The organism is Shewanella atlantica (assembly GCF_003966265.1).
In the GTDB taxonomy this organism is placed as follows: domain Bacteria; phylum Pseudomonadota; class Gammaproteobacteria; order Enterobacterales; family Shewanellaceae; genus Shewanella; species Shewanella atlantica.
Genome location: NZ_RXNV01000005.1, coordinates 289476 through 314876 on the forward strand (window position 1 = coordinate 289476; position 25401 = coordinate 314876).

At 46.6% G+C, this 25401-nt stretch carries 26 protein-coding genes; 11 read left to right on the plus strand and 15 right to left on the minus strand.

Annotated elements, in window-relative coordinates:
• Positions 1-39: 39 nt before the first annotated feature.
• Positions 40-708 carry a fumarate reductase cytochrome b subunit gene (locus EKG39_RS13780; protein WP_126506320.1) on the minus strand — a complete coding sequence of 223 codons (669 nt, stop codon included), beginning with the start codon at positions 706-708 and terminating at the stop codon, positions 40-42.
• 157 nt (positions 709-865) lie between these two features.
• Entirely contained in the window at positions 866-1591 is a 726-nt protein-coding gene (locus EKG39_RS13785) for a fumarate reductase cytochrome b subunit (RefSeq protein ID WP_126506321.1), read from the minus strand.
• A 443-nt stretch (positions 1592-2034) separates the two neighbouring features.
• Between EKG39_RS13785 and prmA the strand changes: the two genes are divergently transcribed.
• The 3 genes from prmA (at position 2035) to fis (ending at position 4359) form a co-directional block, all read left to right on the plus strand.
• The gene (gene prmA, locus EKG39_RS13790; protein ID WP_126506322.1) at positions 2035-2916 is read left to right on the plus strand and encodes a 50S ribosomal protein L11 methyltransferase; all 882 of its coding nucleotides are present in this window, start codon (positions 2035-2037) and stop codon (positions 2914-2916) included.
• Between the two features lie 150 nt (positions 2917-3066).
• Entirely contained in the window at positions 3067-4035 is a 969-nt protein-coding gene (gene dusB, locus EKG39_RS13795) for a tRNA dihydrouridine synthase DusB (protein WP_126506323.1), read from the plus strand.
• An 18-nt stretch (positions 4036-4053) separates the two neighbouring features.
• Positions 4054-4359 carry a DNA-binding transcriptional regulator Fis gene (fis, locus tag EKG39_RS13800; protein WP_005496187.1) on the plus strand — a complete coding sequence of 102 codons (306 nt, stop codon included), beginning with the start codon at positions 4054-4056 and terminating at the stop codon, positions 4357-4359.
• A 145-nt stretch (positions 4360-4504) separates the two neighbouring features.
• Here fis and EKG39_RS23410 read toward each other — a convergent pair whose 3' ends face one another.
• From EKG39_RS23410 to EKG39_RS13820, 5 genes are all read right to left on the minus strand, one after another.
• Complete coding sequence (locus tag EKG39_RS23410) at positions 4505-4660, minus strand: hypothetical protein (protein ID WP_185817599.1); 156 nt, start codon at positions 4658-4660, stop codon at positions 4505-4507.
• A 107-nt stretch (positions 4661-4767) separates the two neighbouring features.
• Positions 4768-5049 carry a hypothetical protein gene (locus EKG39_RS13805; protein WP_126506324.1) on the minus strand — a complete coding sequence of 94 codons (282 nt, stop codon included), beginning with the start codon at positions 5047-5049 and terminating at the stop codon, positions 4768-4770.
• Positions 5050-5067: 18 nt separating this feature from the next.
• Positions 5068-6537 carry a reductive dehalogenase gene (locus EKG39_RS13810; RefSeq protein ID WP_126506325.1) on the minus strand — a complete coding sequence of 490 codons (1470 nt, stop codon included), beginning with the start codon at positions 6535-6537 and terminating at the stop codon, positions 5068-5070.
• Between the two features lie 51 nt (positions 6538-6588).
• On the minus strand, positions 6589-7218 hold the full coding sequence (bamJ, locus tag EKG39_RS13815; protein WP_126506326.1) for a BamJ family beta-barrel-assembly machinery protein: 630 nt from the start codon (positions 7216-7218) through the stop codon (positions 6589-6591).
• Between the two features lie 47 nt (positions 7219-7265).
• Positions 7266-7775, minus strand: coding sequence for a cytochrome c (locus EKG39_RS13820; protein ID WP_126506327.1), 510 nt, complete (start codon positions 7773-7775; stop codon positions 7266-7268).
• A 283-nt stretch (positions 7776-8058) separates the two neighbouring features.
• Between EKG39_RS13820 and EKG39_RS13825 the strand changes: the two genes are divergently transcribed.
• Entirely contained in the window at positions 8059-8628 is a 570-nt protein-coding gene (locus EKG39_RS13825; protein ID WP_126506328.1) for a TetR/AcrR family transcriptional regulator, read from the plus strand.
• Between the two features lie 111 nt (positions 8629-8739).
• Positions 8740-9450, plus strand: coding sequence for an iron-sulfur cluster repair di-iron protein (gene ric / locus EKG39_RS13830; RefSeq protein WP_126506329.1), 711 nt, complete (start codon positions 8740-8742; stop codon positions 9448-9450).
• Positions 9451-9515: 65 nt separating this feature from the next.
• On the opposite strand, the gene EKG39_RS13835 is transcribed toward ric, so the two are convergent.
• The 7 genes from EKG39_RS13835 to lptM form a co-directional block, all read right to left on the minus strand.
• Positions 9516-10094: a HupE/UreJ family protein gene (locus EKG39_RS13835; protein WP_126506330.1), complete on the minus strand. Its 579-nt coding sequence runs from the start codon at positions 10092-10094 to the stop codon at positions 9516-9518.
• A 99-nt stretch (positions 10095-10193) separates the two neighbouring features.
• Complete coding sequence (locus EKG39_RS13840; protein WP_126506331.1) at positions 10194-10916, minus strand: HAD-IA family hydrolase; 723 nt, start codon at positions 10914-10916, stop codon at positions 10194-10196.
• Complete coding sequence (gene xerC / locus EKG39_RS13845; RefSeq protein WP_126506332.1) at positions 10916-11827, minus strand: tyrosine recombinase XerC; 912 nt, start codon at positions 11825-11827, stop codon at positions 10916-10918. The genes EKG39_RS13840 and xerC overlap by 1 nt, the downstream gene beginning before the upstream one ends.
• 10 nt (positions 11828-11837) lie before the next feature.
• Positions 11838-12476, minus strand: coding sequence for a DUF484 family protein (locus EKG39_RS13850; RefSeq protein WP_126506333.1), 639 nt, complete (start codon positions 12474-12476; stop codon positions 11838-11840).
• Positions 12473-13315 (minus strand): diaminopimelate epimerase, encoded by an 843-nt coding sequence (gene dapF / locus EKG39_RS13855; RefSeq protein WP_126506334.1) that lies wholly within the window; start codon positions 13313-13315, stop codon positions 12473-12475. The genes EKG39_RS13850 and dapF overlap by 4 nt, the downstream gene beginning before the upstream one ends.
• 84 nt (positions 13316-13399) lie before the next feature.
• Positions 13400-14644 (minus strand): diaminopimelate decarboxylase, encoded by a 1245-nt coding sequence (gene lysA / locus EKG39_RS13860; protein ID WP_126506335.1) that lies wholly within the window; start codon positions 14642-14644, stop codon positions 13400-13402.
• Between the two features lie 4 nt (positions 14645-14648).
• Positions 14649-14792: an LPS translocon maturation chaperone LptM gene (lptM, locus tag EKG39_RS23885; protein WP_425470176.1), complete on the minus strand. Its 144-nt coding sequence runs from the start codon at positions 14790-14792 to the stop codon at positions 14649-14651.
• Positions 14793-15062: 270 nt separating this feature from the next.
• Here lptM and cyaY point away from each other — a divergent pair, with 270 nt between their 5' ends.
• Positions 15063-15392, plus strand: coding sequence for an iron donor protein CyaY (gene cyaY / locus EKG39_RS13865; RefSeq protein ID WP_126506336.1), 330 nt, complete (start codon positions 15063-15065; stop codon positions 15390-15392).
• A gap of 75 nt (positions 15393-15467) precedes the next feature.
• Here cyaY and EKG39_RS13870 read toward each other — a convergent pair whose 3' ends face one another.
• Positions 15468-17891: a class I adenylate cyclase gene (locus EKG39_RS13870; RefSeq protein WP_425470174.1), complete on the minus strand. Its 2424-nt coding sequence runs from the start codon at positions 17889-17891 to the stop codon at positions 15468-15470.
• 201 nt (positions 17892-18092) lie between these two features.
• On the opposite strand from EKG39_RS13870, the gene hemC reads away from it, so the two are divergent.
• From hemC to EKG39_RS13895, 5 genes are all read left to right on the plus strand, one after another.
• Positions 18093-19022, plus strand: a complete 930-nt coding sequence (gene hemC / locus EKG39_RS13875; RefSeq protein ID WP_126506356.1) for a hydroxymethylbilane synthase — start codon at positions 18093-18095, stop codon at positions 19020-19022.
• Between the two features lie 12 nt (positions 19023-19034).
• Positions 19035-19769 carry a uroporphyrinogen-III synthase gene (locus EKG39_RS13880; RefSeq protein ID WP_126506337.1) on the plus strand — a complete coding sequence of 245 codons (735 nt, stop codon included), beginning with the start codon at positions 19035-19037 and terminating at the stop codon, positions 19767-19769.
• A gap of 321 nt (positions 19770-20090) precedes the next feature.
• Complete coding sequence (locus tag EKG39_RS13885) at positions 20091-21242, plus strand: uroporphyrinogen-III C-methyltransferase (protein ID WP_126506338.1); 1152 nt, start codon at positions 20091-20093, stop codon at positions 21240-21242.
• Complete coding sequence (locus EKG39_RS13890; RefSeq protein WP_126506339.1) at positions 21239-22408, plus strand: heme biosynthesis HemY N-terminal domain-containing protein; 1170 nt, start codon at positions 21239-21241, stop codon at positions 22406-22408. Before EKG39_RS13885 ends, EKG39_RS13890 begins: the two co-directional genes overlap by 4 nt.
• A gap of 280 nt (positions 22409-22688) precedes the next feature.
• A partial coding sequence (locus tag EKG39_RS13895) for a retention module-containing protein (protein WP_185817600.1) occupies positions 22689-25401 on the plus strand: 2713 nt, incomplete at its 3' end.

Consider the following 25401-nt stretch of genomic DNA (forward strand, 5'->3'; position numbering starts at 1 on the left):
TTAGATCTAAGTGACAGCAGGCTCTTTAACACCTGCTCGCTAAGCGTGTGGAAGAAATGCCAGCAATGACGCCAGGCCAATGACCACAAATACCACACTCACTATAGTTTTTATTTTTTTCATTCGTGCTCGGGAATTGAGATCTCGGGCGGCGCCCCATTTTATGGCGACTCGATATACTCCTATGGCGGCGTGCAACTCCACGCAGAACAGAAGCGGCATATACAACATCCATACACCATCATTCCATATCCGATCAGCAGACCCTGAAGGGCCGATAGTTTCAGGTGCTGAGCCGATAAGCCACAGGTGTACGGGTAACATCAGCAAGATACCGACACCCGTGATAGCCTGCCAGACCCAGAGCTTGGTATCTCCATGACTGATTGAGCTCATCTGTTTTCTTAGTGCAATCTGTTGTCTCAAGCTCAGAGGCAGCTTTTGAACCGCAATTAGCACATGAACCAAAACTAAACTTGCGATAGCGATGGCAATTAATGTCACCACCCAAGGATAACCATGGCCATCGGCGCTCAAAAAGTTCAGCTCCATCATGCCCGCGATCCAGGTCATTGCATCGGCGCCGAGCAATATTGATGAAACCAGTATTAAATGTGTCCACAAGAACACGGCCAAAATAACACCTGACACACTCTGGCTCATATCGAGCCAGCCACTACAGTTTTTTATTGTTTTTGTTATCGCCATACATCCTCACCGAATTAATGTTGCAACATTAAAAAAATCATCGAATAGACTAATGCTAATGTCGCTCACATATCACTCAAAAACTGTGAGGCAGATCAAAACAGGATTAAATAATCAACCAAGTTCTAAAATACTCATCTTAATGAGGTTTTGCGGACTATTCAGGTACAAAGGGTTGAATAGGGAGCGTCAGATCACTACCGATAATCAGGTAGGAGATCAGGCTCAATGAACCTATGACAATCAGGTAGATGATCAACACCTTGATGATTTTCCTCAAGCCTCTTCTGTTTGCGGTCAGACCCCACTTAACCGCAACACGATAGAGACCAATCATGGCGTGAACCACCACGGCTGGAAGAAGCAGCGCATAGAGTAGCCAGGCGTTTGCATGGTAAACACGCTCCGCAGAAAGGTGTGGCCCGATTTCAGGGTTAGTGATCATGGTAAAGATATGCACAGGTGCCAGGAAAAACAAAATGAAACCGGTAACGAGCTGCCAAAACCAGGCGTGGCTATCCTTATGATTGATACCGTTCATATGACGACGCAGTGCTCGCCATTGTCCTAATTGAGCCGGAAAACGTCTCAACGCCACAGCGGCATGTAACATGACGACAATAAGAATAAATACAGAAAAAACTTTAGTGACGACCGGGAAGCCATGGCCGGTTTCACTGAACATTCCACCCTCGAGGATCTGAACGACTTGGTAGAAAGCCTCTTTTCCCAGCAGAATACTGGACTCAAAATGCAGATGAGCCAATAAGAAACAGCCAAGTAATATGCCTGTGACACTTTGAATTTTATCTGCCTTTGCAGACCAGGGGTGTCCTACAATGCCAGGGATGCTTGTTTCGGGAAGTAAAGTTCTCACAGTCATTTTCTTATAGTGCCTATTGTCGGGATTTACACCTTATCAAGAAGAATAGAACTAAAAGCAATGGCCTGGTTAAAGCGTGACCAAGCTCACTGCTTTAGCGGCGGCTATTTGAAGCAGATCACAAACAAAGGGGGCAACACGAAACAAAGGTCATACCATTTACCCACCCTAATTCAACAAGTTAGAGCAAGCTTTCAAACAAAACAATCGATGCGCATTTCTAAGTCTTCAACCATATATGCGTTTTATAGCAAGTTTGATTAATTACTTTCCGGTTGAATATCTCAATCGCCCCTCCCAGGCTTAACCCATACTTACTTGAGAAAACGATCTCTGTGTCTATGCATCTCGAATTGAAAAGCCTGAGTGGCTCTGAATTGATTACATATTTAATGTGATTGGTATTACAATAGCCCAATTGCAGAACTTAAAGAGACGATCCCATGCCTTGGATCCAGTTAAAAATTGATACCGATAACCAACATGCAGATGCCTTAAGCGATCTCTTGATGGAGGAAGGCTCTCTGTCTATTACCCTGGAAGATGGTAAAGACACGCCTATTTATGAGCCCACCTTAGGTGAAACACCTCTGTGGAATCATACTGTGCTTACAGCACTCTTTGAAGCCGATAGAGATCTTGCCATTGTGGTTGAGCAACTCAAACTGCAACCTTATTTAGGCGAAGAGTTTTCCTATAAAATTGAGCAAGTCGAAGATAAAGATTGGGAACGTGAGTGGATGGATAACTTCCACCCAATTAAGTTCGGTGAACGTTTATGGATCTGTCCCAGCTGGCGCGAAATCCCCGATCCAGAGGCCGTTAATATCATCTTAGACCCGGGGTTGGCATTTGGTACCGGCACTCACCCAACGACAGCCCTCTGTCTGGAATGGTTAGATAGCTTAGATTTTACCGATAAAGAGGTGATCGATTTTGGTTGTGGCTCAGGGATCTTAGCCGTCGCAGCACTGAAACTCGGCGCGACTAAAGTTACCGGGATAGATATCGATTACCAAGCCATCGACGCATCTAAGGCCAATGCAGAACGTAATGGCGTTGAAGATCAATTAGCCCTCTACCTTCCCGAAGATCAACCGAATGCTTTGCAGGCCGATATCTTAGTAGCAAACATTCTTGCAGGCCCGCTGAGAGAACTTGCTCCCCTCATCGCTGAAAAAGTAAAACCCGGTGGCCAATTGGCCTTGTCAGGGCTGCTTAAAGAACAAGCCGAAGAGGTCGCGGAGTTTTACACTCAATGGTTTGATATGGATGAGCCTGCTCACAAAGAGGATTGGAGTCGCTTGACAGGAATACGCAAATAGCGGTAATGGGCGGTACGCCTTGTGCCGCCTAAGAATTCTCACCTTTCAAAAGTCAAGAAAAAAAGTTTCTCTCAGGTCATTTATTGACCTTTTCACCGGCTCAAAAAAGGCGTACTATAGCGCCCCTTTGAAGCGCAAGGTATGTTGAGAATGCAGATTGGACCCTATCAACTGAAAAACCGGTTGATCGTGGCACCAATGGCAGGTGTCACAGACCAACCCTTTAGAAATCTATGTCTTCGTTATGGTGCAGCCATGGCGGTGTCGGAGATGCTTTCGTCGAATCCTGATGTATGGGATACCGACAAAAGTCGCCAGCGCATGAGTCATGCTGGTGAAGATGGGATACGCTCAGTACAAATAGCAGGTGCCGATCCTGAGTTAATGGCCAATGCCGCTGTTGTCAACGTACAACAAGGGGCACAGATCATTGATATCAATATGGGATGTCCTGCGAAGAAAGTGAATAGAAAGCTAGCTGGTTCAGCGTTACTGCAAGACCCTGTGCAGGTAAAAGCGATTTTACAAGCCGTGGTTGCTGCAGTGGATGTACCGGTAACACTGAAAATTCGAACTGGATGGGCTCCGGAGCATAGGAATGGTGTTCAAATCGCCCAGATAGCCGAAGATTGTGGTATTGCTTCATTAGCCGTTCACGGCAGAACCAGGCAGTGCATGTACAAGGGTAATGCCGAGTACGACACGATTAAAGCTATTAAAAAGAATGTCTCGATCCCTGTTGTTGCTAACGGAGATATTGTCACCCCTGAAAAAGCACGTTTTGTGTTAGATCAGACCGGTGCCGATGCTCTCATGATAGGTCGGGGTGCTCAAGGAAGGCCTTGGATTTTCCGAGAAATTCAACATTACCTGGAAACGGGTAAAAAGCTAGCGCCTGTTGAGATGGATGAAAAGCGTCTTGTGATGCTGGAACATCTTAAAAACTTATATGCTCTGTATGGTGAATATAAGGGTATCCGTTTCGCTAGAAAACATGTTGGATGGTATTTGGACCAAGATGAACAGCGTCCATTCCGGGCCGAATTTAATCGGCTGGAAACTGTTGAAGAACAATGTTCCATGGTGGAACGCTATTTTGATGAAATTGCACAGAATTAATTAAAGAGCAGAATACGAATGTTTGATCAGACTACTAACACAGAAACTCATCAGCTTACAGTTGGCAAAATTGAAACAGCTAACGGTACCATCAAGCCTCAGTTATTACGTGACGCTGTAAAGCGTGCAGTAACAAACTTTTTCGCTCAGATGGACGGGCAAGAAGCTGAAGAAGTATATGAAATGGTGTTAAGCGAAGTTGAAGCACCTCTGCTAGATATCATCATGCAGCATACCCGCGGCAACCAGACTCGTGCGGCGAACATGCTAGGTATCAACCGTGGTACTCTGCGTAAAAAATTGAAAAAGTACGGCATGAACTAAATCGTTCATCTCTTGCTTTAAATAAAGAAACCAGCGCTAAGCTGGTTTTTTTATGCCTGCTGTTTATGCAGTGATATTGAGTTCACATCAAGCACCATAAGCCGACCTTTAAGCCCGCGTGATTATTTGAGTGAGGTAAAAGCTATTATCCGGTAATTAACAGCAGGAGTAGCCCGATGATAATCATCAAGGCTAAGGTACAACTCAGCAGTAGACACAAACCATAGATCAAGCCAAACGGATCAGGGTTAATCTGTCGTTTTTTGAAGATACACACTAAATTCAGAACATGACTAATCACAGTCCCCCCATAAGAAGACTCTACAGAGCAGAGAATCAGAGCGGAATGTTACCCATAGATAATAGCCCCTGAGTAGGGGGCTATTAGACATATATCGATAAGTATTATTAAGCAGGCTTGAAGCCAGGGGCCACCAGATGACGCCAGGTAACAATTACCATAAGCAGGCCGGACCCGGCAAACACAGATAACCCCAGCGCACCGGATTGAGCGTAACCTTCGATAAACGAAGATCCACACCAGGCGATTCCAAACAAGATATCCAGAATTCCGACCAACAACAGAGGTATCGCATACCATTTAAGTTTTACCACCATATGGGCATACACCATGACGTTGATTGTCAACATGCTGATAATACCCAGACAGAACCATTGTAAAGCTTCCATCACTCTTTCTCCTGTGTGTTAACCGGCTGTGCCGATGTTATTTTTCATCGAAACATTGGTGCGCATATCGGCACCTGACTTCCAGAACTTCTCAACTTTACCGGGAATGGGCTCAGGTCCCTGTCCGCCATAGCCAAACGCCGGGTGAGCTTCAGCCATAAATGCATGCAAGAATTTGGGCATCATAGGGTTGACGGCCATCATCATCCAATGATGCCAGAAGTCGGGTTCATTGAAGGTACAACTGGCGATACAGTTCAGACAGGAGGTATCGTTATCGACCCAGAAGTTGAAACAACGTTTGGAGTCTGAATGCCACTTGCTGACGCCCGCGTGACTATTCCAGGTATAACCCGGTTCATCACTGAACTCATAGGTAGGCTGAAAGGTCGGTTCATCGTCCCGACTGATGGCACCTGACGGGCAAGAGTCGGCACACTTCTTACAAGTCTTGCAGAACTCTCGCACGCCCCATGTACGTGGCTGATCGTAAGCATCTTCAAAATCGATATCGGTGAATACCTTACACAGTCTCACTCTGGGTCCGACGCCTGGCATGATACAGGAGCCGAGACGACCGCCCTCTCCCATCCCCGCCAAAATGGCATAAGCCACCGAGTTAGCCAGATCGTTACCCGCACCTACTGCGTGGTAACCGCAACCACGAATAAATTTCGCCATCTGGCAAGCCATCTTACCCATGTCGCTATAGCCGTTACCCGTGGCCCCTTCTGAGGTCCAAGATGGCGCAGTAGCCACATTGTCATAGTCCATTGGGGTGGCAATGACGATCACCGACTTGGGCTTAAACGGGAAATCTTTCTCCCAGGAGAGGGTTTTCTCATCTTCCATGTCATAAAGAGGGTCGTATACGAAACGCTTGTCGAACTTGGCGATACCGACACGCACCGCACCAAACAGGCGTCCGGTTGAGCGGATCATATCTGCGGCACGTTTTCCGCTTCCCCAGTCATATTGCTCTGCCTCTACGTCGGTTTGATCCCAGCTATGCAAAGGGGTATTTGGCTGACCGAAGGCGGCTGCACGGGATTTTGCGACAACCAGAGGGTACCAGGCGGCATGGCCGATAGCCCTGTCTGCCTGACCATATCCGGATTTACTATTATCGAAATGATCGCGGTTCTCGAATGTCTGGACCACATCATTAAAATTAAAGTCTTTCTTCCACAAACGTGAATATTGAACCGAGCGCTCGGGATGATCTATCTTCGACAGCTTGGGGCTAACCGCATGGGTCAGTACCAGGTCACGTTGGTCGAATGGTTTAAAGTTGAGTGCATCGACTTCTATACCCGGAGTATTCGTCGACCCTTCCAGAGCGGATTTCGAAGCCCCCAGTGCCACTCCCCCGGTTAACATGGCGGCACCGCCACCAATAACCGTTTTCTTAAAGAAGCTACGTCGCGACATGTTCGGCAGATCATCTTCGAGCTCTGCCGAGTTCGGGTTTTCAATTGGGTTTGTCATATTGCTTAATTCTCTTCATGTAACAAGGAAATAGATGTCTCGTGTACAGGGTCAAACGACTTCGATAAGTTCAAGGTCGAAAATCAAGGCGGCATTCCCTGGGATCTTAGGCGCCTTCCCCACCTGACCATAGGCCAGCTCTGCCGGGACATATACTCGCCACTTAGAGCCTGCAGGCATCATCTGTAATACCTCTGTCCAGCCTGGAATAACGCTCTGCACCGGAAACTCTACCGGCTCACCTCTCTCGACTGAGCTGTCGAACACACCACCGTTGATCAACATACCGTGGTAGTGAACGATGACATTGTCGACCTGCCCGGCAGTTCGCCCCTCGCCCATCTCTATGACCTTATATTGCAGCCCGGACTCTGTGATTACGATCCCCGGCTTAAGGGCATTTTCAGACATAAACGCCTGACTTCGGCCCGCAACTTCCTCAGCTTCGCGTTGACGAATAGCTTCTACCCGGGCAGCAATATTTTTAAAGGCCGTTTCCACCTGCTCATCTGTGATTGGCGCGGCTCTGTCATGGAAACTGTCCAGCATTCCACTGAAGACGGTTTCCATCTCCAGCCCATCAAAGTTATGAGTTTGCAGATGGCGACCGAACTGCCACCCCAGGCCATAGCTGACTTTCTGCTCATCATTCGCGAGCGATACAGAGTTAGTATCTGTCATGATTATTCGACTCCTTAGATAAGGTAAATGTACGCAAGCAGTAGTTATTAATGTCCAGCCGGAGCATCCGGTAGGGGCAAAATCAACCTTGCATCAGGCTTCATAAAACTCTGATGACAGGCATTGCAGGCCTGAATCGTGGTCACCACGGCTTTCATACTGGAGTGACCATCATGGTTACGAACCGCTAATCTAAGTCCAAGGGTGGCATTCTTCAGAGCTTTGGAGCGACTCTGAAACTCCTCCTTTCGCTCTAACAAGTCATCGCTGGCCTTGCTCACTGCGAAGGAGTCAGGCACAAAGAAAAAATCGTTATATATGATGGATAAGCCCGCCAACGAATCGACACGGTTAAGCATGGTGAAACCATTCCACGGCTTCTTGCCGGTGGCGATGGCACCTGCATCCATCAAGGTTGCGCCCATCAGTCGATGAACCCCCTGGCGTGCTTGAATGGCTGCCGCAGGCTCGGCGTAGGGATCGGGCATTGAATTTGCCTCTGCCGCAACACCAAACAGGCTTGCAAGCAAAGCTATTGAGAGAACTGTCTTCTGCATTTTTTAAGTTTCCTATCGACACACTGCCACAGGCATAGCGCATGGGTCATATAGCACAGAATGAAAACACCAAACGGGTTAACCTTCGGCCGCTAATTTGGGATAATGACCCGAAATCGCTTACCCAACGATATAAGTACCGACCAGTACATACGTTGAAAGCGATAATACCCCTCGATGTACCAGTCGGTACATAATGAGGTTGTAAAAATGTGACACATGGTCTGAAAATAGACAATTTTTGATTTAGAGCAACAACCACAACTTTTGTATGGGTATATCAATGACCGGTAAAGTAACGCGCCAACGTTTTTCTAAGAACCAATGGTTAGAGGCAGGACTACAGATGCTTTCAAATCAAGGTGTTGATAAGCTAAGTATAGGTAGTTTGTCCCGTACAGTCGGCGTCGCCAAGACCAGCTTCTACTGGCACTTTAAAGACAGACAAGATCTACTCGATCATATGCTGGAATACTGGGTCTCTGAATTTAACGCTGTGTTAACGGACAACCCGGATCTGCCACAACTTCCCCCTAAACAGCGACTGCAAGCCATCGCCGATACCGTCGTCGGCCAAGATCTAGCCAAATATGAGTTAGCCATCCGCGGCTGGGCCAGCCACGACGAGGCAGCCATGGCGGTGTTCGACAATATTCACTCACGCCGAATGGCCGTGATTCAGCGGGCCTTTGCCGACGCAGACTTCGATGAGCAGGAGCAGAAGACCCGTGCTGAACTGTTTAACTGTTACCTGAACTGGGGCAAGGTCATGAACAACGATCCCCTATCATTTAAGACAACGGTAAACAGACTTATTCCCATGTTGCTTCAGGCTCCGGTTGAGGCTGATTAACGCTAAAATGTGAATTCCTGAGCAATTTAGTCAAGTTTTACTTGCCAGAATTTAAACAGGCCAATAATATGCACCTTAAAGGTATAAATAATTTGCAGCTTTGAGGTGTTTATGAGCGTTACAGACCAAACTGAGATCTCCTTATCTGAACATCGTGTCGGTCAACTTGTGGCCGATGACTTTCGCTATGCCCATGTATTTAGTCAATTTGGTATCGATTTTTGCTGTGGTGGGGGGCGAACATTAGCCGCTGCCTGCGACAAGGCCGGTATCGCACTATCTGAAGTCGAAACGGCACTCAGTAAGATTAACTCTGAAGGCCAAAAAGATGATGCGCTTAATCAATTGCCACTCGGTGAACTCATTGACTACATAGAAACCAATCATCACGCCTATGTCAGAGAGAAGGCACCTCTGTTAATGGAATACAGCCAGAAGATGGTACGGGCACATGGTGAACGTCATGCAGAAATTAAACCTTTTGCAGGCTGGGTGCGCGCATTAGTCGACGACCTAACTCCACATCTTATGAAGGAGGAACGGATCCTGTTTCCGGCTATCCGAGCCATGGCAGGTGGCGAAACCGTCGAGGGATGTTTCGGCCATATCGGCAATCCGATCAACGCGATGCAGCATGAACATGACGATGCGAGTCATATACTCGAGAAGCTTCATGAGCTTACCAATCATTTCCAGCCTCCGGAACATGCATGCACCACATGGCGGGTTTGTTACGCGACGCTGGCCGAGTTCGAGGCCGATTTGATGCAGCATATCCACCTCGAGAATAATATTTTATTCCCTAAGGCATTAGCCCTCTAAACAAAAAGCGACAACTAAGTACAAAAAAGCCGGCTATTGCCGGCTTTTTCTCTTTCCGGCTAAGACTAACTCCCTATCAGCAGATAACCGCCAATAAGCGCGATCACGCCTCCCGACATCCGCATCAGGTTATACTGCTTGCTCACACGCTGCATCCCCATGCCCAGCAAAACCCCGACAATATGTATCGTCGCTGTACCACTGATAAAACCCAAAGCGTAGAGTACCGGATTAGCCAGTTGCGGCATCTCGACGCCGTGGGCATGGCCATGAAATATGGCGAAAACACCAACGAATGCCATCACCAATAGTTGAGGCAGATTGTTGTCGATTGCTAAGGCTATTCCTAACAACAGAACCGAGAGCGCTATCCCCATCTCAACGAAGGGAACCGGAATCGAGAGCAAGCCAATAACTCCGCCAACCAACATAAATATGACGAATGCGGCGGGTACTGTCCAGATAGCGCGACCACCGAGTTGGGTGCTTAAGATCCCCACGCACAACATGGCTAACAGGTGATCGAAACCCAACACGGGATGGTTAAATCCCGTGATAAAACCACCCGAGGAGTGAAGCTCATGGGCCTGTACCGGCAGCGACGAAAAGAGGATGACAAACACTAAAACAGCTAAACGCATCATGACAACAATCCTATCCTTGATTAACTCACTCTGAAGGTATGAAGCAAGATACACTGCATCAGATGAATGTCACTTGATGCATATCAAACGATTGAAAACTTAGGAAAGAAGTGTTGATAATTCAGAGATATCATCGATCTCTATGTGGGGTAACATGCCCGCGCCTTTGTCGACCCGAGTTCTGTCATATGCAGGGTTAAGCCATACGGATTGACACCCGGCCATTCTTGCCCCCTGAACATCGTTAAGATAACTATCACCCACATGCAATAAGGTCTGATGAGCAATATTCAGCCTTCGACATGCGGTGTAGAACATATCCGGGTAAGGTTTCTTTCTCGTCCCATCTCCGGGGTGGAGTACAAACTGAAAAACGGAATCTAAACCGATTTTGTCAGCATCGACATTTCCATTGGTCAATCCTATCAGGGGATATCTCTGACCCAACTTCTCAAGCAAGCTGATCACGGGTTTTGATACGGTAAAGTTAGAACGTTCCCTTAAAAAGTGTTCGAGCCCCTCTTGCGCACCTGTCTCAGCATCCTCTCTGGAGTAACCTAAGGTGAGTAACCCCTGTTCCAACATCACAAACCTTGCGGCCGTAGTGTCGTGAACGAGTTCTGGATACTTGTGAAGCAAGGAGGTTTTTAATGCTATCCAATCGGCCCTTTCCCATCGACAGGACTTACCGTACTCCCGATAGAGAAACGCCATCAATGATGCTTCAGCCCTTTTTAGGACGGGGCGGTTATCGTATAAGGTGTCATCGAGATCGAAGCTGATCGCATTAAAATTTCGTGTCCGTATATAGCTTTGAGCCATCACTCTTTTCCTGTTTTCGCTGTCGACTTTACTTTAGCCTTAGCCCTCGGATGCGCTCCATCATAAACTTGCGCTAAATGCTGGAAGTCTAAGCTGGTGTATATCTGTGTCGTCGATAAATTGGCATGTCCGAGCAACTCCTGAACAGCCCTGAGATCGGCGCTGGATTCGAGCATGTGCGTGGCAAACGAGTGTCTGAGCTTATGGGGATGAACGCGCATATTCAGGGCTTGCTCCTGCCCCCATTTAGTAAGTCTGGCCTGAATACTTCGATGTGCTAACCGCTTACCTTTACCGGTAATAAACAGGGCATCATCTTCACAGACTATCCCCTTTTTACACGTTAACCAGCATTCGATGGCATTCATCGCCATATTACCGATAGGCACTATTCGCTCCTTGCTCCCCTTCCCCATCACCTTCACCTGTTTCTCACTGAAGCTGATATCCTTTACATCCAAGGCTGCCAGTTCCGCCAGACGTAATCCGGAAGAGTAAAATAACTCCATAATGGCTTTATCACGTACACTCAATGGGTCATCGCCATCGATCTCCAGAAGATGAGTGACGGAATCGAGATCCATGTTTTTGGGCAGGGGTTTATTTTGCTTAGGGGCACTCAGGCTCATAGCCGGATTAGCCTGGATAGCGCCTTCTCTGAGCAGGAAATCACAGAACTGTTTTATCGCAGACAGTGTGAGAGATATAGAACGAGGGCTGAGCCCTTGTCGGTGAATTTGGCTCAATGCCCCTTGAAGTTGCTCACGAGTAACATCAAGCCATGAGGTTGTTTCATCCAGCCGCTTACTAACCCGCTCTAACTCATACAGATAATTACGTACCGTATGTTTAGATAGTTGACGCTCAGCACTGAGGTAACTTTCAAATTTCTGAAACCATTCAACGTCCATTAGGGCCTGTTTATAATTTTGGCAATAAGTGATCTAAAAGCTGCTTAAGCTGATCCAGCAATAGATTATCCATCTCCAGATGAAAGTGCATCGCATCCTGGCTTGCAATAGCAAAAATCACCTGGCCACATTGCTCAGACAGTCTGGACAGGGCCACAGATCCCACATCGCTACCGAACAGGCGTTTAGACTCTTCGATGGTCAGGCGGCCAAAATAATATCCCTGGCTCAGACGTTTACTCCAGATCCGCGATAGTTCACTATCGATATCATGTACCGTAATGAGTCTGACATGGCTGAAATGAAACTGAGATTTTAACCCTTCGGATAAGGCTTGCCTTAACTCGCCGAGATCTTCACATTGCAGTAATTTAAGCGACAGTGAGGTATTAAACATATAGATCGCTTCATTACGGCTCGCCACCCCCATCAAAGAGGTGATCTCCTCCTCAAGCTGCTGCACCCTACTTCGCAGCATCTCCTGTTTACGTTCAACCAAAGATACGGCTCCACGCTCTGCGTGAGGGATCCGCATGGCTAATAGTAGTTCCGGATATCGACTGAAAAAATCAGGATTATCCAACAGATATTCACGTATTAGTATTTCATCGAAGGGGGCTTCTTTTTTCACTTTAGATGCATCACTCATTGTTGTATCTGTCCATCATATACGTGCTCGGCAGGTCCGGTCATCCATAACGGCTTACCTTCCCCCTCCCAGTTAATCGTCAGGGTACCGCCGGGAAGATCGACGCGTACACGATTGTCTAATTTTCCCTGTCGTTGCCCAACTACTGCGGCGGCGCAGGCACCGGTCCCGCAGGCTAAGGTTTCGGCGGCTCCCCGCTCATAAACTCTCAGCTTGATGTGTCCCGAGTTAACGACCTGCATAAAACCCACATTGACCCCTTTAGGAAATCGTTCATGGCGGGTAAGCAGGGCACCAATACCATCAACATCTGCAGCCTCGATGTCTTCTACATCCAATACACAGTGAGGGTTGCCCATGGAAACGGCACCACATAAAAAGGTTTGCATATTGGAATCGGGAGTCGTCGCCTGAAGCAGATATGTCTTCTCTACTTTTTTGGCATTGAATGGGATTTTCCCGGGTTCAAGCACCGGAATTCCCATATTAACCGTCACATTACCGTCTCTTTCGAGTCGCAGTGTGATCTTGCCATTTGAAGTACTGACCCTAATCTTCTGTTTATTGGTCAGTCCCTTATTGCGAACAAAACGGGCAAAACAACGGGCACCGTTGCCACACTGTTCAACCTCGCCACCATCGGCATTAAATATCCGATAGTGAAAATCCAGATCCGGATCATAAGGGGGCTCTACCAGTAGCAACTGATCGAAACCGATACCAAAATTTCGATCGGCCAGGCGCTTGATCTGATCGGGTGAAAAGAACACATTCTGTGTTACTCCATCGACCACCATAAAATCATTACCTAAGCCGTGCATCTTAGTAAAATGGATCAAGATAAATATCCTTTAAAATCTGTGTTCTACAGCTTGAAGCAGAACAGAAACAAAACTGTTAGGTCGTTTGGGCATATAGACAGTTTACGGCAGTAGTTGTTCACCTTGCCATAGCTGTGCCAATTTTTCTCGCTCACGAATAAGATGTGCCTGACTGCCATCGACCATGATTTCGGCCGCTCTGGGGCGGGAATTGTAATTCGACGACATGGTAAAACCATAAGCACCCGATGATCGAACCGCAAGGAGGTCACCGGCGTCGAGGTTTAACTCTCTGTCTTTACCTAAGAAATCTCCCGTTTCACATACCGGGCCCACAATGTCGTAATTTCGCGTTTCACCTTCTCTGGGCTTCACCGGAATAATGTTTTGCCAGGCGCTGTAAAGTGAAGGACGGATAAGATCGTTCATCGCACCATCGACCAGGGCAAAGTGTTTATCACTGTTACCTTTAAGGTAAAGAACCTGAGTAACAAAAATACCGGCATTGGCCGCTATCGCACGACCAGGCTCAAAAATAAGTTTTAGCGATCTCCCACCCAAACGCTCAAGCAAGGCGGCAGCGTAGACATCCGGCTGAGGAGGCGTTTCATCATCATAGGTCACGCCTAAGCCACCACCGACATCGAAATGCTCAATATTAATACCCTGCTCGGCCAATCTATCGATTAAGGCAAGCATACGATCCATAGCATCGAGGAACGGCTGTATCTCAGTCAATTGTGAGCCTATATGGCAATCCACCCCTTTAACTTCTAATCCAGGTAAACTGTTAGCCCGGGCGAAGATGGCTTCGGCCTCATCCATCGCAATACCAAACTTATTCTCTTTAAGACCGGTAGAAATATAGGGATGAGTACCTGCATCGACATCCGGGTTCACACGTAAAGACACAGGTGCGACTTTCCCCAGGCGCAAAGCAACAAGGTTGAGCTGTTCGAGTTCGGCAGCCGACTCAACATTGAAACAGTGGATCCCCAGTTCTAATGCCATCTCCATCTCGGCGACAGTCTTACCAACACCGGAGAAAACCACCTTATCGGGTGAGCCTCCAGCCTCGATCACCCGGGAAAGTTCGCCGCCGGAGACAATATCGAAGCCACTGCCCAAACGTGCAAGCACATTGAGTACCGCAAGATTTGAATTAGCTTTCACCGCATAACAGATGAGATGCGGATGATTCGCTACCGCACGGTCAAACGCATGCCAGTGACGCTCTAATGTCGCACGAGAATATATGTATAAAGGTGTTCCGTAGGTTTGAGCTAGCTGGGCAACCTGACAATCTTCTGCCTGTAGCTCATTATTCTTATAGAGAAAATGGTCCAAGAGTCTATTCCTTATTGCTTTCTTTCTTTGGCTTTTCTTGTGTTTGTTCCTGATTATCTTGTTTGTCCGGCGATTTATACAGGGGCCCCTTTTGACCGCACGCGACGATAAAAAGGCTACCAAGCAATATCAATGAACACACTCTCATTTTTCTCAACATCTATCAGTCCTGGTTGTTTATACCGATTGGAATTAATAGCAATCGGTATAAGAGCAATTCTTACACCTTCAGTGATGTTGCAGAGTTAGACTTTCTACGTCAAGCAGATAAAGAACTTATCCATGCTATTCCTGCTATTTCATTCCAAATCCAGGTCAAGATGTGAGGCTTTTACAAAATTTGATTGGAGTGATGGGTTGTGATTGGTACTATCAAGCGGCAAACTAAATTATCACCACAACCAAGGATTAAGACCCAATGGCAATGACAGACTCTGAATTTCATCAACTGGCCGATGAAATGTTTCAAGCCATAGATAACGCCATCGAGCAAGCTATCGATGAACAAGATGCCGATATCGACATTGATGCCTCTGGAAATGTGCTGCAGCTAGAATTCCCGGATACTTCAAAAATCGTAATCAATAAACAGGAACCCTTGCATCAGATCTGGGTTGCAACCAAATTCGGTGGCTACCACTTCTCATTTGTGGAAGGTCAGTGGATCGATGAAAGAAATGGCGGTGAGTTTATGCCGTTCGTTATCGAATCTATTCAGCGTCAAGGTGACATCCAGCTTTCGCTCTGAGCTTGTCATCAAACAGATAAGTTCATAAATAAAAGAGGCGATTGAATTATCCAGCCTCTTTTATTCCGATTAGTATTAGAAGTCCATCTCTGCCTCATCCACGGACACACCGAAAGGGATCGCCCTTAGTCGTCCATCGATCCGTATCAGTCTGAAAAACTGTGGCAGGTTAAATCGCTGTGCAGAGGTATCCGGCTCTTCAAATGCGTGATGATGGCTGACCTGGCTCACCAGTTCATCAACTTTAGCGCCCTGCTGAACATAGTGATTCAACTCATTTTTTTCATTAAGTACAAACACATCTAAGCCATGTTCGCTTTGACGGAGAAAATATTGAATTGCGCCATGTGCGGCAAAGTCCTGGATAACATCGGGTATTTTAGTAAAAGGTTCATTGCCAAGATCCGGCCTGGGCAACTCAATCACCTTCTTCATAGTGAGCTGTTGATAGAAAGCCTTGGCATCTTTAAGATCCTGAAAAACCATCCCTTTACTGTTAAAGAAGATCCCATACTGTACCTTTCCTACTTTCAACGGATAGACCAGGGTCGATGACGTTGAGACTTGTAAGCTTAAACGCACCGCCCGTTGAACCAGACCTGTCACCGTTCGCTCGAACTGAGATTTAAGTTTAGCCGAGCAGCTTATGACTTCTATGGAAATATCTTCGGCAGCCTGCCTTATACCCGGTATGACAAACGCCAACGCATTTAATATGCCCAATTCCCCCTCGTAATGGTGACAATGCCATTCACCCCAGGAGTTCAAGCTGATGATATCGATAGATGCCAGCATGTTTTGCTGACGTCGACCCAGAGAAAAGATATTGGCATTCATATAATCGACCATGATCTCCTGCCCTTGCCATTGAGCAGTCGGGTCGCTATTGAAGTTGAGCAGCAGTATCAGTTTTTTATATCGCCACGGCTGGCACAGATCCATCTTAGACACGCGTCTTTCTTTGAGATCGAAGAAAGTGATTAACCGCTTGGCCGCTGTCGTCAGATATTCTGATTTTCCGCTACCATTGGCAAACTCATACCAGGTAGTAGCTTGATCTGAAACACCATTCAATGCCGCCCACGCGAGTAATTTAGCTTTACTTCTCGAACGGTAAACCGCTCTCTGGCCGATAAAATTTCTCGAATAAGGGGGACAACGATACAGACTGTAGTCATTATCATTGTGACTATAAATAATCGTTAAATCCGGCTCGGCAATGGAGTCACTCCAGAGACGATTTAAACTGATGATCTGCTGAGTATCGGCGCTGAAGTAAGTATGAAGTTTCCGGGTCAGTAACCCTAACTCTGACAACCTGAGATTTCCGTTTAACTTATTGGCTGAGGCAAATTGAATGAGTGTCTGATAACTGCCTAACATGAGCTCATTTAGCTGTTCATTAAACCATTGCAGCTGTCCGCAATGCCAATCTTCGCAGTGATCCAGTGTATCGATTAGGCTCTCTGACCAGTTCCAGCTATCGACTAAACTTCTCAACTTGTGATAACGCCAATCTTTAGCCTGTTCAAACTCACTCAATCGAATACCGCATTTGAGATAGAAGCAACGACGAACAATCTCCAGACGACTCAAATCTTTCTGTCTTTCAAGATGTGCCTCGATCGATTCATAGAGTAGATAATAGGCATCATTGGCGGCAGAGAAATCACCATCTATGGTTCGCTGCCACACCTTTTCGCTAACCAGTAAGGTGTTTGGGTATTCTGTCGCGTATGCCTCAAGAAGCAGTACCTTGAGCAAGGCTTTATGTGGCTTGTCTAAGCCTTTGTAGAGTTGCCATAGAGATGCACCAAAATATTCACTCGCGGGTATATGGCTCACATCACCTAAATATAACAAGTCATCGGCTCTATGAGCATTTGGCCACCAAGCAACAGTTTTACCCGCTAAACAAATTTGACTGCGATAAAACTCCTCAAGCAATAACCAATGCTGTGCACTACCACTGTGTTCCTGGCCTATAGGGTGAAGGCAGTCATCCTCAGATATTGATGTTTTCGAGAACTGTTCCGGATGAACCAGATAAATATTAACTTCCAAGCCATATTGAGCAAACCAGGTGGTTAAAAGAGATGACTTCTCCTCGAGTAACCGGCACTCCTCTTTAGTCAGTAAACGGTCGTGCACCAGCCATACATCGATATCACTCTTAGGGTTCTGACCAAAGCTGGCCATACTCCCCATACTGTAGACTCCTTCAATAGCTGTCTGCTTAACTCGGTGCTGGGTTGGTTTAACCAGGTCGAGCGTATCACAAGCGGCAAGTTCACTCTCCGAAGGTAGGTAATTGAACACTCCGGAAGGCGTCATCGAACCGTTGTAACCTGGGTAGCCGGCTCTATGGTAATGAAATAGAAGCGGAATAAGTCTTAAGAGATCTCTTTTAAGTGGGGAGAGTATTGCGAGCGCACGAGCCAGCCTGATCCGATTCAATCGTTCAGCGTTTTCGATAAATTGGCTCTGCTCATTGATCAAATGATTTTATTCCAGAACGAAATAGACAGTTGATCTTCATGCTAGCAGCTTTATTCCCATTAGGAAATAAATGAGATCAAGATCACACTTTAGACTTGGAAATATATGGGTGAACTTCAAAGAATCAACAGCCATATATTACATCTGTTCCTGAGCAATGTTAGCATTACTGCAACTAAGGCCTCTGATGGAATATCGAGCATGTCTCAAAACGTCATTCGAATCGCAACACGTAAAAGCCCACTTGCACTTTGGCAAGCAGAATTTGTGAAAGCTGAACTGGAAAAATTCCACGAAGGTTTGACCGTAGAACTTCTACCTATGAGTACTAAAGGCGACATTATCCTTGACACACCGCTGGCAAAAGTAGGTGGAAAAGGACTATTTGTTAAAGAGCTTGAAGTTGCCATGCTTGAAGACAGAGCCGATATTGCAGTTCACTCGATGAAAGATGTCCCAGTCGATTTCCCTGAAGGCTTAGGATTAGAGGTCATTTGTGAGCGTGAAGACCCACGCGATGCTTTCGTATCTAATAACTACCAAAATATCAGTGAACTACCTCAAGGTGCAGTCGTTGGTACTTCAAGCCTACGACGTCAATGTCAGATCAGAGCATCACGCCCTGATCTTGTGATCAGAGATCTTCGCGGTAACGTAGGAACCCGTTTAGGAAAACTGGATGCGGGTAATTATGACGCCATTATTCTTGCAGCAGCAGGTCTTAAACGTCTGAAGCTTGAAGAGCGCATTACCAGCTTTATCTCTGCAGAGGAATCCCTGCCGGCCAATGGCCAGGGTGCTGTAGGTATTGAGTGTCGCGTCAATGACGAGCGAGTGAAGGCACTTCTTGCTCCACTTGAGCACACAGAAACACGTCACCGTGTTATTGCCGAGCGCGCAATGAACACTCACCTGGAAGGTGGATGTCAGGTTCCTATCGGAGCCTATGCCGAGATCCAAGGTGATACATTGACGCTACGTGGTTTAGTCGGTAATCCCGATGGTAGTCACATCATCGAAGCGACAAAGGTTGGTCCTAAGACTGATGCACAAGCAATTGGCGTCGCACTGGCTGAAGAGTTACTCGGCAAAGGTGCTAAAGCCATTCTCGATGCCGTTTATATCAAGTAAACGCTGTCGATAATGAAAGTACTACTGACGCGCCCACAAGGGCGTAATCAGTCGATGATAGAGGCCCTGAATGAAAAAGGGGTCTCTCATGTCGTCACGCCGCTACTCAATGTTCAAGCAACTGATATTCAGCTGCACCAGTCATCTATCGAACAATTTAACCAAGCTGATATTGTAATTTTTATCAGCACGAATGCGGTAAAATTCGCATCTAAAGCATTAAATAACCAATTCCCAGACTCTGCACAATTTTATGCCGTTGGAGAAGCCACCTATCAGGCTCTTCTTACACTTGGGATCTCCTCCCAAAAAGCGCCGCAGGAATGCCAACAGACCGAAGGGTTACTCACTCTCGAACAGCTTCATCATATTTCAAACAAAAATATTGTGATCGTACGAGGCGTGGGAGGAAGAGAGGCGCTGGCAGAAGCACTCAACTCCAGAGGCGCTGTCGTCAACTATTGGGAAGCCTATCAGAGGGGTTGCCCCCAGTTAGACAAGAACAGTGTTATTCGGGGTTGGCAGAACGCTGAAATAGACACGATTGTCGTCACCAGTGGCGAAATACTTGATAATCTAATCAAACTTGTACCAAAAGAGCTATTTGCTTGGCTGCGTGCATGTCATATTATAGTCCCTAGCTCTCGAGTTCAGGAACAAGCCTTAGCCAACGGATTACAACACGTTACTAATGCCAAAGCTGCAAACTGTAAGGCCGTACTTTCTGCCTTAAAGTTATCTATCTAGCACTGTAAAGCCTTATACCCAAGCTACCTCAAGATGCTCGTTTCAGAGCTCCCGTAGGATAGCTGAACAAGACAGTGATTGAGAGAATGGTATTCCCTTGTTGATATCACTAACGCAGTACAGTTATTCTACGGGAACTCCCGAAGGGCAAGGCGAGAAGCAACATTTTTCAGCGTTATGAAATATCGAATTAGAATAACTAGTCCTACTATTTCATGCCTTGAACTCTGTCACTTCTCGACATGCTGAACCCTGCATCTTGAGGTGGTTTGGGTATATAATCGTCATCATTGTAGCTGTATCGCCTTCAAGGACTGTTTAATGGACAATAAAAAGTTAGATGAGAACGTTATAGAACCGAACATAGAGGTAAGCTCTGAAACGGATACTAATGACACGACTCAAGCAGTCAGCGAACCTCAGGAAGAGTCTGCTAATATCCAGCCTAAAACTGAGAAAAACGGTGTTTCCAGGGGATTTATCTTCAACCTGTTTTTTATACTGGTAGTGGCTTTTGGCACCCTGGGTGGCGGTTACTATCTTTATCAGGAGTTAATTAAACAACAGGAAAAGGCTCAGGCATTAGCCACAGAGCTGAAACTGGCATTGAGTGAGCCATCACGGCAGATATCGTCACTGCAAAGACAACAGCAAGAGTTCTCCGGCAGCATAAATCAACAGGTGCAAGAGTTAAGTGACAGCCAAACTCAGCTGAATGAGCGCGTAGCAAAACTCGCCCAGCGCAATCCTAACCACTGGATGGCAGAAGAGGCAAAATATTTAGTCAGAATGGCTGGAAGCAAACTCTGGCTGGAAAAAGATCCGAGCACGGCGGCGAGTCTGCTTAAATCGGCCGACGATCGAATCGAATCGATGAAAGATCCCTCTCTGACACCACTGAGAAAAGCATTGGCTCAAGATATCTCGGTGGTATCAGCAATCAAGAGCACCGATATCGCAGGTACGGTTCTCACCTTAGACAGTATGATTGAACAATTAGATCAGCTTCCATTGAATAGAGTTGAAGTTGCTAATTCGGCTAATCGTCTCGAAAATCCCGAGATGTCGGCTTCCATAGATGACTGGAAAGATAATCTGGCAAAGTCCTGGAAAGCCATAATGGATGACTTTGTTGTGGTACGAAAGAGAACCACAGATATCACGCCGATACTCGCTCCCGATCAGCAATGGTATCTTGTTGAAAATATCCGTAATAAGTTACTGCAGTCTCAACTTGCCCTATATAGACAAGATCAGGTCAACTATCGAAAATCTCTGACACTCGCAAGAAAGTGGATCTACCAATATTTTGATCTCAACGACACCAAGACAAAAGAAACACTATCGGCTCTTGAGGCACTAAAAACACTTGAGATACAAACACCGACAATTAACCACTTTCAATCTACAGCCCTGCTTCAACAGCTGGTGATACACGGTAACCTGATGGTCACAGAGGAACCTTCCCTATGATTAGAATTATGATCTATCTCGGGATTATACTTTTAGGCCTGTGTATAAGCCCATTTTTTGAAGGCATGAACGGCTACCTCTACTTTACCGTGTGGGATTATGAGGTCGAAACTGGTGTGGTATTTGCTATTATTGCGCTGATTGTTTTTTATGGCTTACTGCAGATCCTGGAGTGGGTGATTATCTTCTTACTGAACTTGCTGTTTAGTAGCCGGTTATTACCAGAAAAATGGCGTAAAAAAGCAGCAAGAAAACATACTCTGATCGGGGCGTTAGCACTCGCTGAGGAGGACTGGCCAACCGCTGAGAAAGCGATGGCTAAGGGCGCGGAAAAGGGGGAACTCCCGGCTCTGAACCTGTTAGCGGCAGCACGAGCGGCGCAACATCAAAACAATACTGCATCCAGAGATGAATATCTGCTTCAGGCTGAAAACGAAAGATTAGCGATTAAGGCTGTCGGTACCACACGTACCCGTTATTTACTTCAACAAGGTGAGCTGGAAAAAGCCAGAAAAGAGCTGGATAAACTTTCTCCGACCAGCAAGAGTAAACTCCCGGTGCTTAGGCTCGCACTCGAGTTATACCAGGCTCAATCTGACTGGCACTCACTGAAGCTACTGCTCCCTATCATCAAAAAACGAAACCTGATTTCAGGTGAAGAGTTAAATGAACTCTCAGTTTTAACCAATACCTCTTTGCTCACCTCCGCGCAGAAAAGTAGTGAGCAGGATTTAGAGAAAGCCTGGCATTGGCTCAGCCGTGCCGAGAGAAAAGAGATACGCTATCTGGCCATCTACTGTATCGGACTCAATCTCTATCAACGTAAGCCTGAAGCATTAAAAATATTGATGAAACAGTTAAAGCATTCCTGCTCAGCGGAGTTGTTAACTGCTCTTGCCGAAATAACCTCACCAGCCGATGTTGAAGAGAGAAAGGTCATTTTTTCGCTTGAGAAGCAATATGCTGAAGAGGTCAATTTCCAGATCCTTCTTGCTAAGCTCCATCAACAAAATAAAGAGTATCGACACGCGACTACATACTGGCAAAAAGTCTGTAATCTTCAGCCAGACAAAGCTTGTTGGTTAGCTCTGGCTGAGTCACAGGAGCATCTGGGTGAGCTCAACAAAGCCGTAAACAGCTATAGAAATGCCGCTATGTTTAGCTAACATCTATACCTATTTATAATAAGAAAACTACCTATATGGTAGTTTTCTTATTATGGCCCAATATAAACCTACACACCTCACCTCTAAGTGATTGAATAAATAAAACTTTAAATCTATCCCTCCAGTTCTTTTACCCCACCATTAATTTTCCCCAAATTAGCCGAAATTTGACACATATTAAAACTGGATCAGACTTGAAGTAGTCAGGGAAAAAGTCTTATTTCCTGAACCTTCAAACCTTCAATGTCAGTTATAAATGAGCTTGCTCAGGGATGTAATTATGGGTGTTTCAATAGCTAAACAAGATGCCGTTGTCACTAACCTGGTTGGTCAATTAAAGGCCAAAGATGAACAGGGAAATGTCAGAGATGTAACGATAGGCGATCTTATTAAAAACGGTGAGCAATTAATTTTCTCATCAAATGCACAATTTATTCTGGAGATGGCCGACGGCTCGGTCGTTGATGAAACAAGCATCATATCGGAAGAACCAAGCCTATCTCCAACTCCTGAAGAAGAGCTAGCTACCGCGCCCGTCTCTACCGATGCGGAAATCGCCGCACTGCAGGCTCAAATTTTAGCGGGTGAAGATCCAACAGCCGGACTGCCTGAGACCGCAGCTGGAACCGCAGCCGGAGCCGGTGGGAATGAAGGTACAGACTTCATTACCTTAGATAGAACGGCAGATGAAACGATAGCAGGTAGTGGATATGATACCAGTGGGTTTGAGCTGGCAGCGGCCGCCGCCGTGGATGAGCCTATCATTGCAGAAGAAAACATTCTCCCCACATTAACGTCCAGCTCTATCACGCTTTCAGAAGCAAATCTCCCTCAAGGCTCTTCTCCATTAGACAGTGCTTTATCACAAGCAAACACAATTACGCTCGCCGCCCCCAATGGAATATCCCTCCTGCTGATTAATGGCATTGAGGTCTTTTCAGGTGGCATCTTTGCAGGCCTTATTTCAATAACTTCTGCGAGCGGAACATTGAATATAACAGGATATGATGCTGCAACCGGCATTCTAAGTTATAGCTATACCTTAAACTCAGCGGTCGATCATAGCGCTGCTGATCTTCAAGCCGATACCTTTAACGTGTCTCTTACCGATATTCTGGGCAACAATACCACCTCGAGTATTACCGCAAACCTCCTCGATGATGCCCCTAGCGGTCAAGATGACTCTGGCAACATAGGAGAAGATGACGTTTCAGTTTCAGGCAGTGTCATAATTAACGACACTCAAGGCGCCGACTCATCTACCGTTTCACTAATTACCAACTCAGATGGAGCCAGCTTAGCAGTTGATCAGGCAACCAGCATTAGCGGCAACTTCGGAGCATTACAAATATCTGCCGACGGTAGCTATAGCTATCTGTTATCGATCCAGCTCGATGCGGTTCAGTCTCTCGCTCAAGGTGAGCAGGTTACAGATACCTTCATTTATCAACTCACAGACAGTGACGGTGATAGCGTGCCGGTAACGCTTACGCTCACCATAACCGGCACCAACGACACTCCTATCATTACCACAGAAATAGGTGATGGAGCAGATCTGGGCACAGTTATCGAATCAGGCAATGAGGATGACGGCACCATAGTGCCCGGTATACCACAAACCACGGGCACACTCACCGCAACAGATATCGATAACGGTGCGATACTGAGCTGGAGCGGCACTGCAACAGGTACATTTGGTAGCTTCGTTATCGACGCCGTAACCGGGCAGTGGACATACACTCTAGACAATCAGCTTGTCGATAGCTTTGCCGAAAACAGCGCAACTCAGGAGGAGTTTCTGGTTACCGTAACCGATGAATTTGGAGCATCCGCGACTCAACTAGTGACCATCACCATCGAGGGTACCAATGACTCACCTATTATAACCTCATCGGCTGCCGATGCAGCTGGTAGCGTCAACGAACAACCCGCAGAAGGTGTTGTGCTCGATCCTGACACCCAAGTCGCCACGGGAACACTCTCCGCAGGTGATGTAGATACCGGCGCAGTCCTCTCATGGAGCGGTGATGCCGATTCACTCTATGGCAGCTTTAGCATAGATCCGGTAACCGGGGAGTGGACTTATACCTTAGATAACCAAGCAGCAGAGATCCTGGCCGAAGGTGAAGTGGTACAGGAAAACTTTTTAGTCACTGTCACCGATGAGTTTGGCGCCACCGATACTCAGACTGTCATTATCAATATTACCGGTAAGGATGAAGCCACAGTCATCGTTAACGACAGTAACACCATAGATGAGGACACTGTCGCGCTCGGAAACGTACTGGATAATGACAGCGATGAGGACGACCTGTTAACCGTCAGCAGCTTTACTGTTGAAGGGAATAGTTACAGCGCCGGAACCAGTGTCGACTTAGAAAACGGTACCTTAGTGCTTAACGGCGACGGTAGCTATGTTTTCACACCCGATGCCAACTGGAACGGCAATGTCCCCATAATTACCTACACCACCAATACTGGTGCAACGGCAACTTTGACCATAGTGGTTGAGCCTGTCAATGATGCACCGGACGCACTAAGCAACAGCTATAACCTCAACGAAGGCGGCTTCACGAGCGGCAACATCATTACCGATAATACCGGCTCCGGTGTCGACAGTGATATCGATGGCGGCACGCTAAACATCACCCATATTAACGGGATTGCCGTTACTTTCATTGGCGGCACGGCAATTATTCCAATCGGCGATGGCACCTTAACCATCAATCAGAACGGTAGTTTCACCTATGATCATAATGGTGAAGAACCCAGCCCAACCAGTTTTACCTACACTATTAACGATGGCTTAGGAGGAACGGATACAGCAAGTGTCTTCTTCAATATCAGTCCGGTCAATGATGGGCCGTTTGCTGAAGATGACAGCTTCAGTGTCGATGAAGGTGCCCTACTCGGTGGTAACGTCATCACTCACATAGATAACAGCGATGGCCTGCAGGACAGTGACGGCGGCGATGGGGGGCCACTGAGTATCA

Bases quoted from the DNA above. Each gene is read 5' to 3' on its own strand.
- EKG39_RS13780 (WP_126506320.1), bottom strand. From the start codon at position 708: ATGGCGATAACAAAAACAATAAAAAACTGTAGTGGCTGGCTCGATATG.
- EKG39_RS13785 (WP_126506321.1), bottom strand. From the start codon at position 1,591: ATGACTGTGAGAACTTTACTTCCCGAAACAAGCATCCCTGGCATTGTA.
- prmA (WP_126506322.1), top strand. From the start codon at position 2,035: ATGCCTTGGATCCAGTTAAAAATTGATACCGATAACCAACATGCAGAT.
- dusB (WP_126506323.1), top strand. From the start codon at position 3,067: ATGCAGATTGGACCCTATCAACTGAAAAACCGGTTGATCGTGGCACCA.
- fis (WP_005496187.1), top strand. From the start codon at position 4,054: ATGTTTGATCAGACTACTAACACAGAAACTCATCAGCTTACAGTTGGC.
- EKG39_RS13805 (WP_126506324.1), bottom strand. From the start codon at position 5,049: ATGGAAGCTTTACAATGGTTCTGTCTGGGTATTATCAGCATGTTGACA.
- EKG39_RS13810 (WP_126506325.1), bottom strand. From the start codon at position 6,537: ATGACAAACCCAATTGAAAACCCGAACTCGGCAGAGCTCGAAGATGAT.
- bamJ (WP_126506326.1), bottom strand. From the start codon at position 7,218: ATGACAGATACTAACTCTGTATCGCTCGCGAATGATGAGCAGAAAGTC.
- EKG39_RS13820 (WP_126506327.1), bottom strand. From the start codon at position 7,775: ATGCAGAAGACAGTTCTCTCAATAGCTTTGCTTGCAAGCCTGTTTGGT.
- EKG39_RS13825 (WP_126506328.1), top strand. From the start codon at position 8,059: ATGACCGGTAAAGTAACGCGCCAACGTTTTTCTAAGAACCAATGGTTA.
- ric (WP_126506329.1), top strand. From the start codon at position 8,740: ATGAGCGTTACAGACCAAACTGAGATCTCCTTATCTGAACATCGTGTC.
- EKG39_RS13835 (WP_126506330.1), bottom strand. From the start codon at position 10,094: ATGATGCGTTTAGCTGTTTTAGTGTTTGTCATCCTCTTTTCGTCGCTG.
- EKG39_RS13840 (WP_126506331.1), bottom strand. From the start codon at position 10,916: ATGGCTCAAAGCTATATACGGACACGAAATTTTAATGCGATCAGCTTC.
- xerC (WP_126506332.1), bottom strand. From the start codon at position 11,827: ATGGACGTTGAATGGTTTCAGAAATTTGAAAGTTACCTCAGTGCTGAG.
- EKG39_RS13850 (WP_126506333.1), bottom strand. From the start codon at position 12,476: ATGAGTGATGCATCTAAAGTGAAAAAAGAAGCCCCCTTCGATGAAATA.
- lptM (WP_425470176.1), bottom strand. From the start codon at position 14,792: ATGAGAGTGTGTTCATTGATATTGCTTGGTAGCCTTTTTATCGTCGCG.
- cyaY (WP_126506336.1), top strand. From the start codon at position 15,063: ATGGCAATGACAGACTCTGAATTTCATCAACTGGCCGATGAAATGTTT.
- hemC (WP_126506356.1), top strand. From the start codon at position 18,093: ATGTCTCAAAACGTCATTCGAATCGCAACACGTAAAAGCCCACTTGCA.
- EKG39_RS13880 (WP_126506337.1), top strand. From the start codon at position 19,035: ATGAAAGTACTACTGACGCGCCCACAAGGGCGTAATCAGTCGATGATA.
- EKG39_RS13885 (WP_126506338.1), top strand. From the start codon at position 20,091: ATGGACAATAAAAAGTTAGATGAGAACGTTATAGAACCGAACATAGAG.
- EKG39_RS13890 (WP_126506339.1), top strand. From the start codon at position 21,239: ATGATTAGAATTATGATCTATCTCGGGATTATACTTTTAGGCCTGTGT.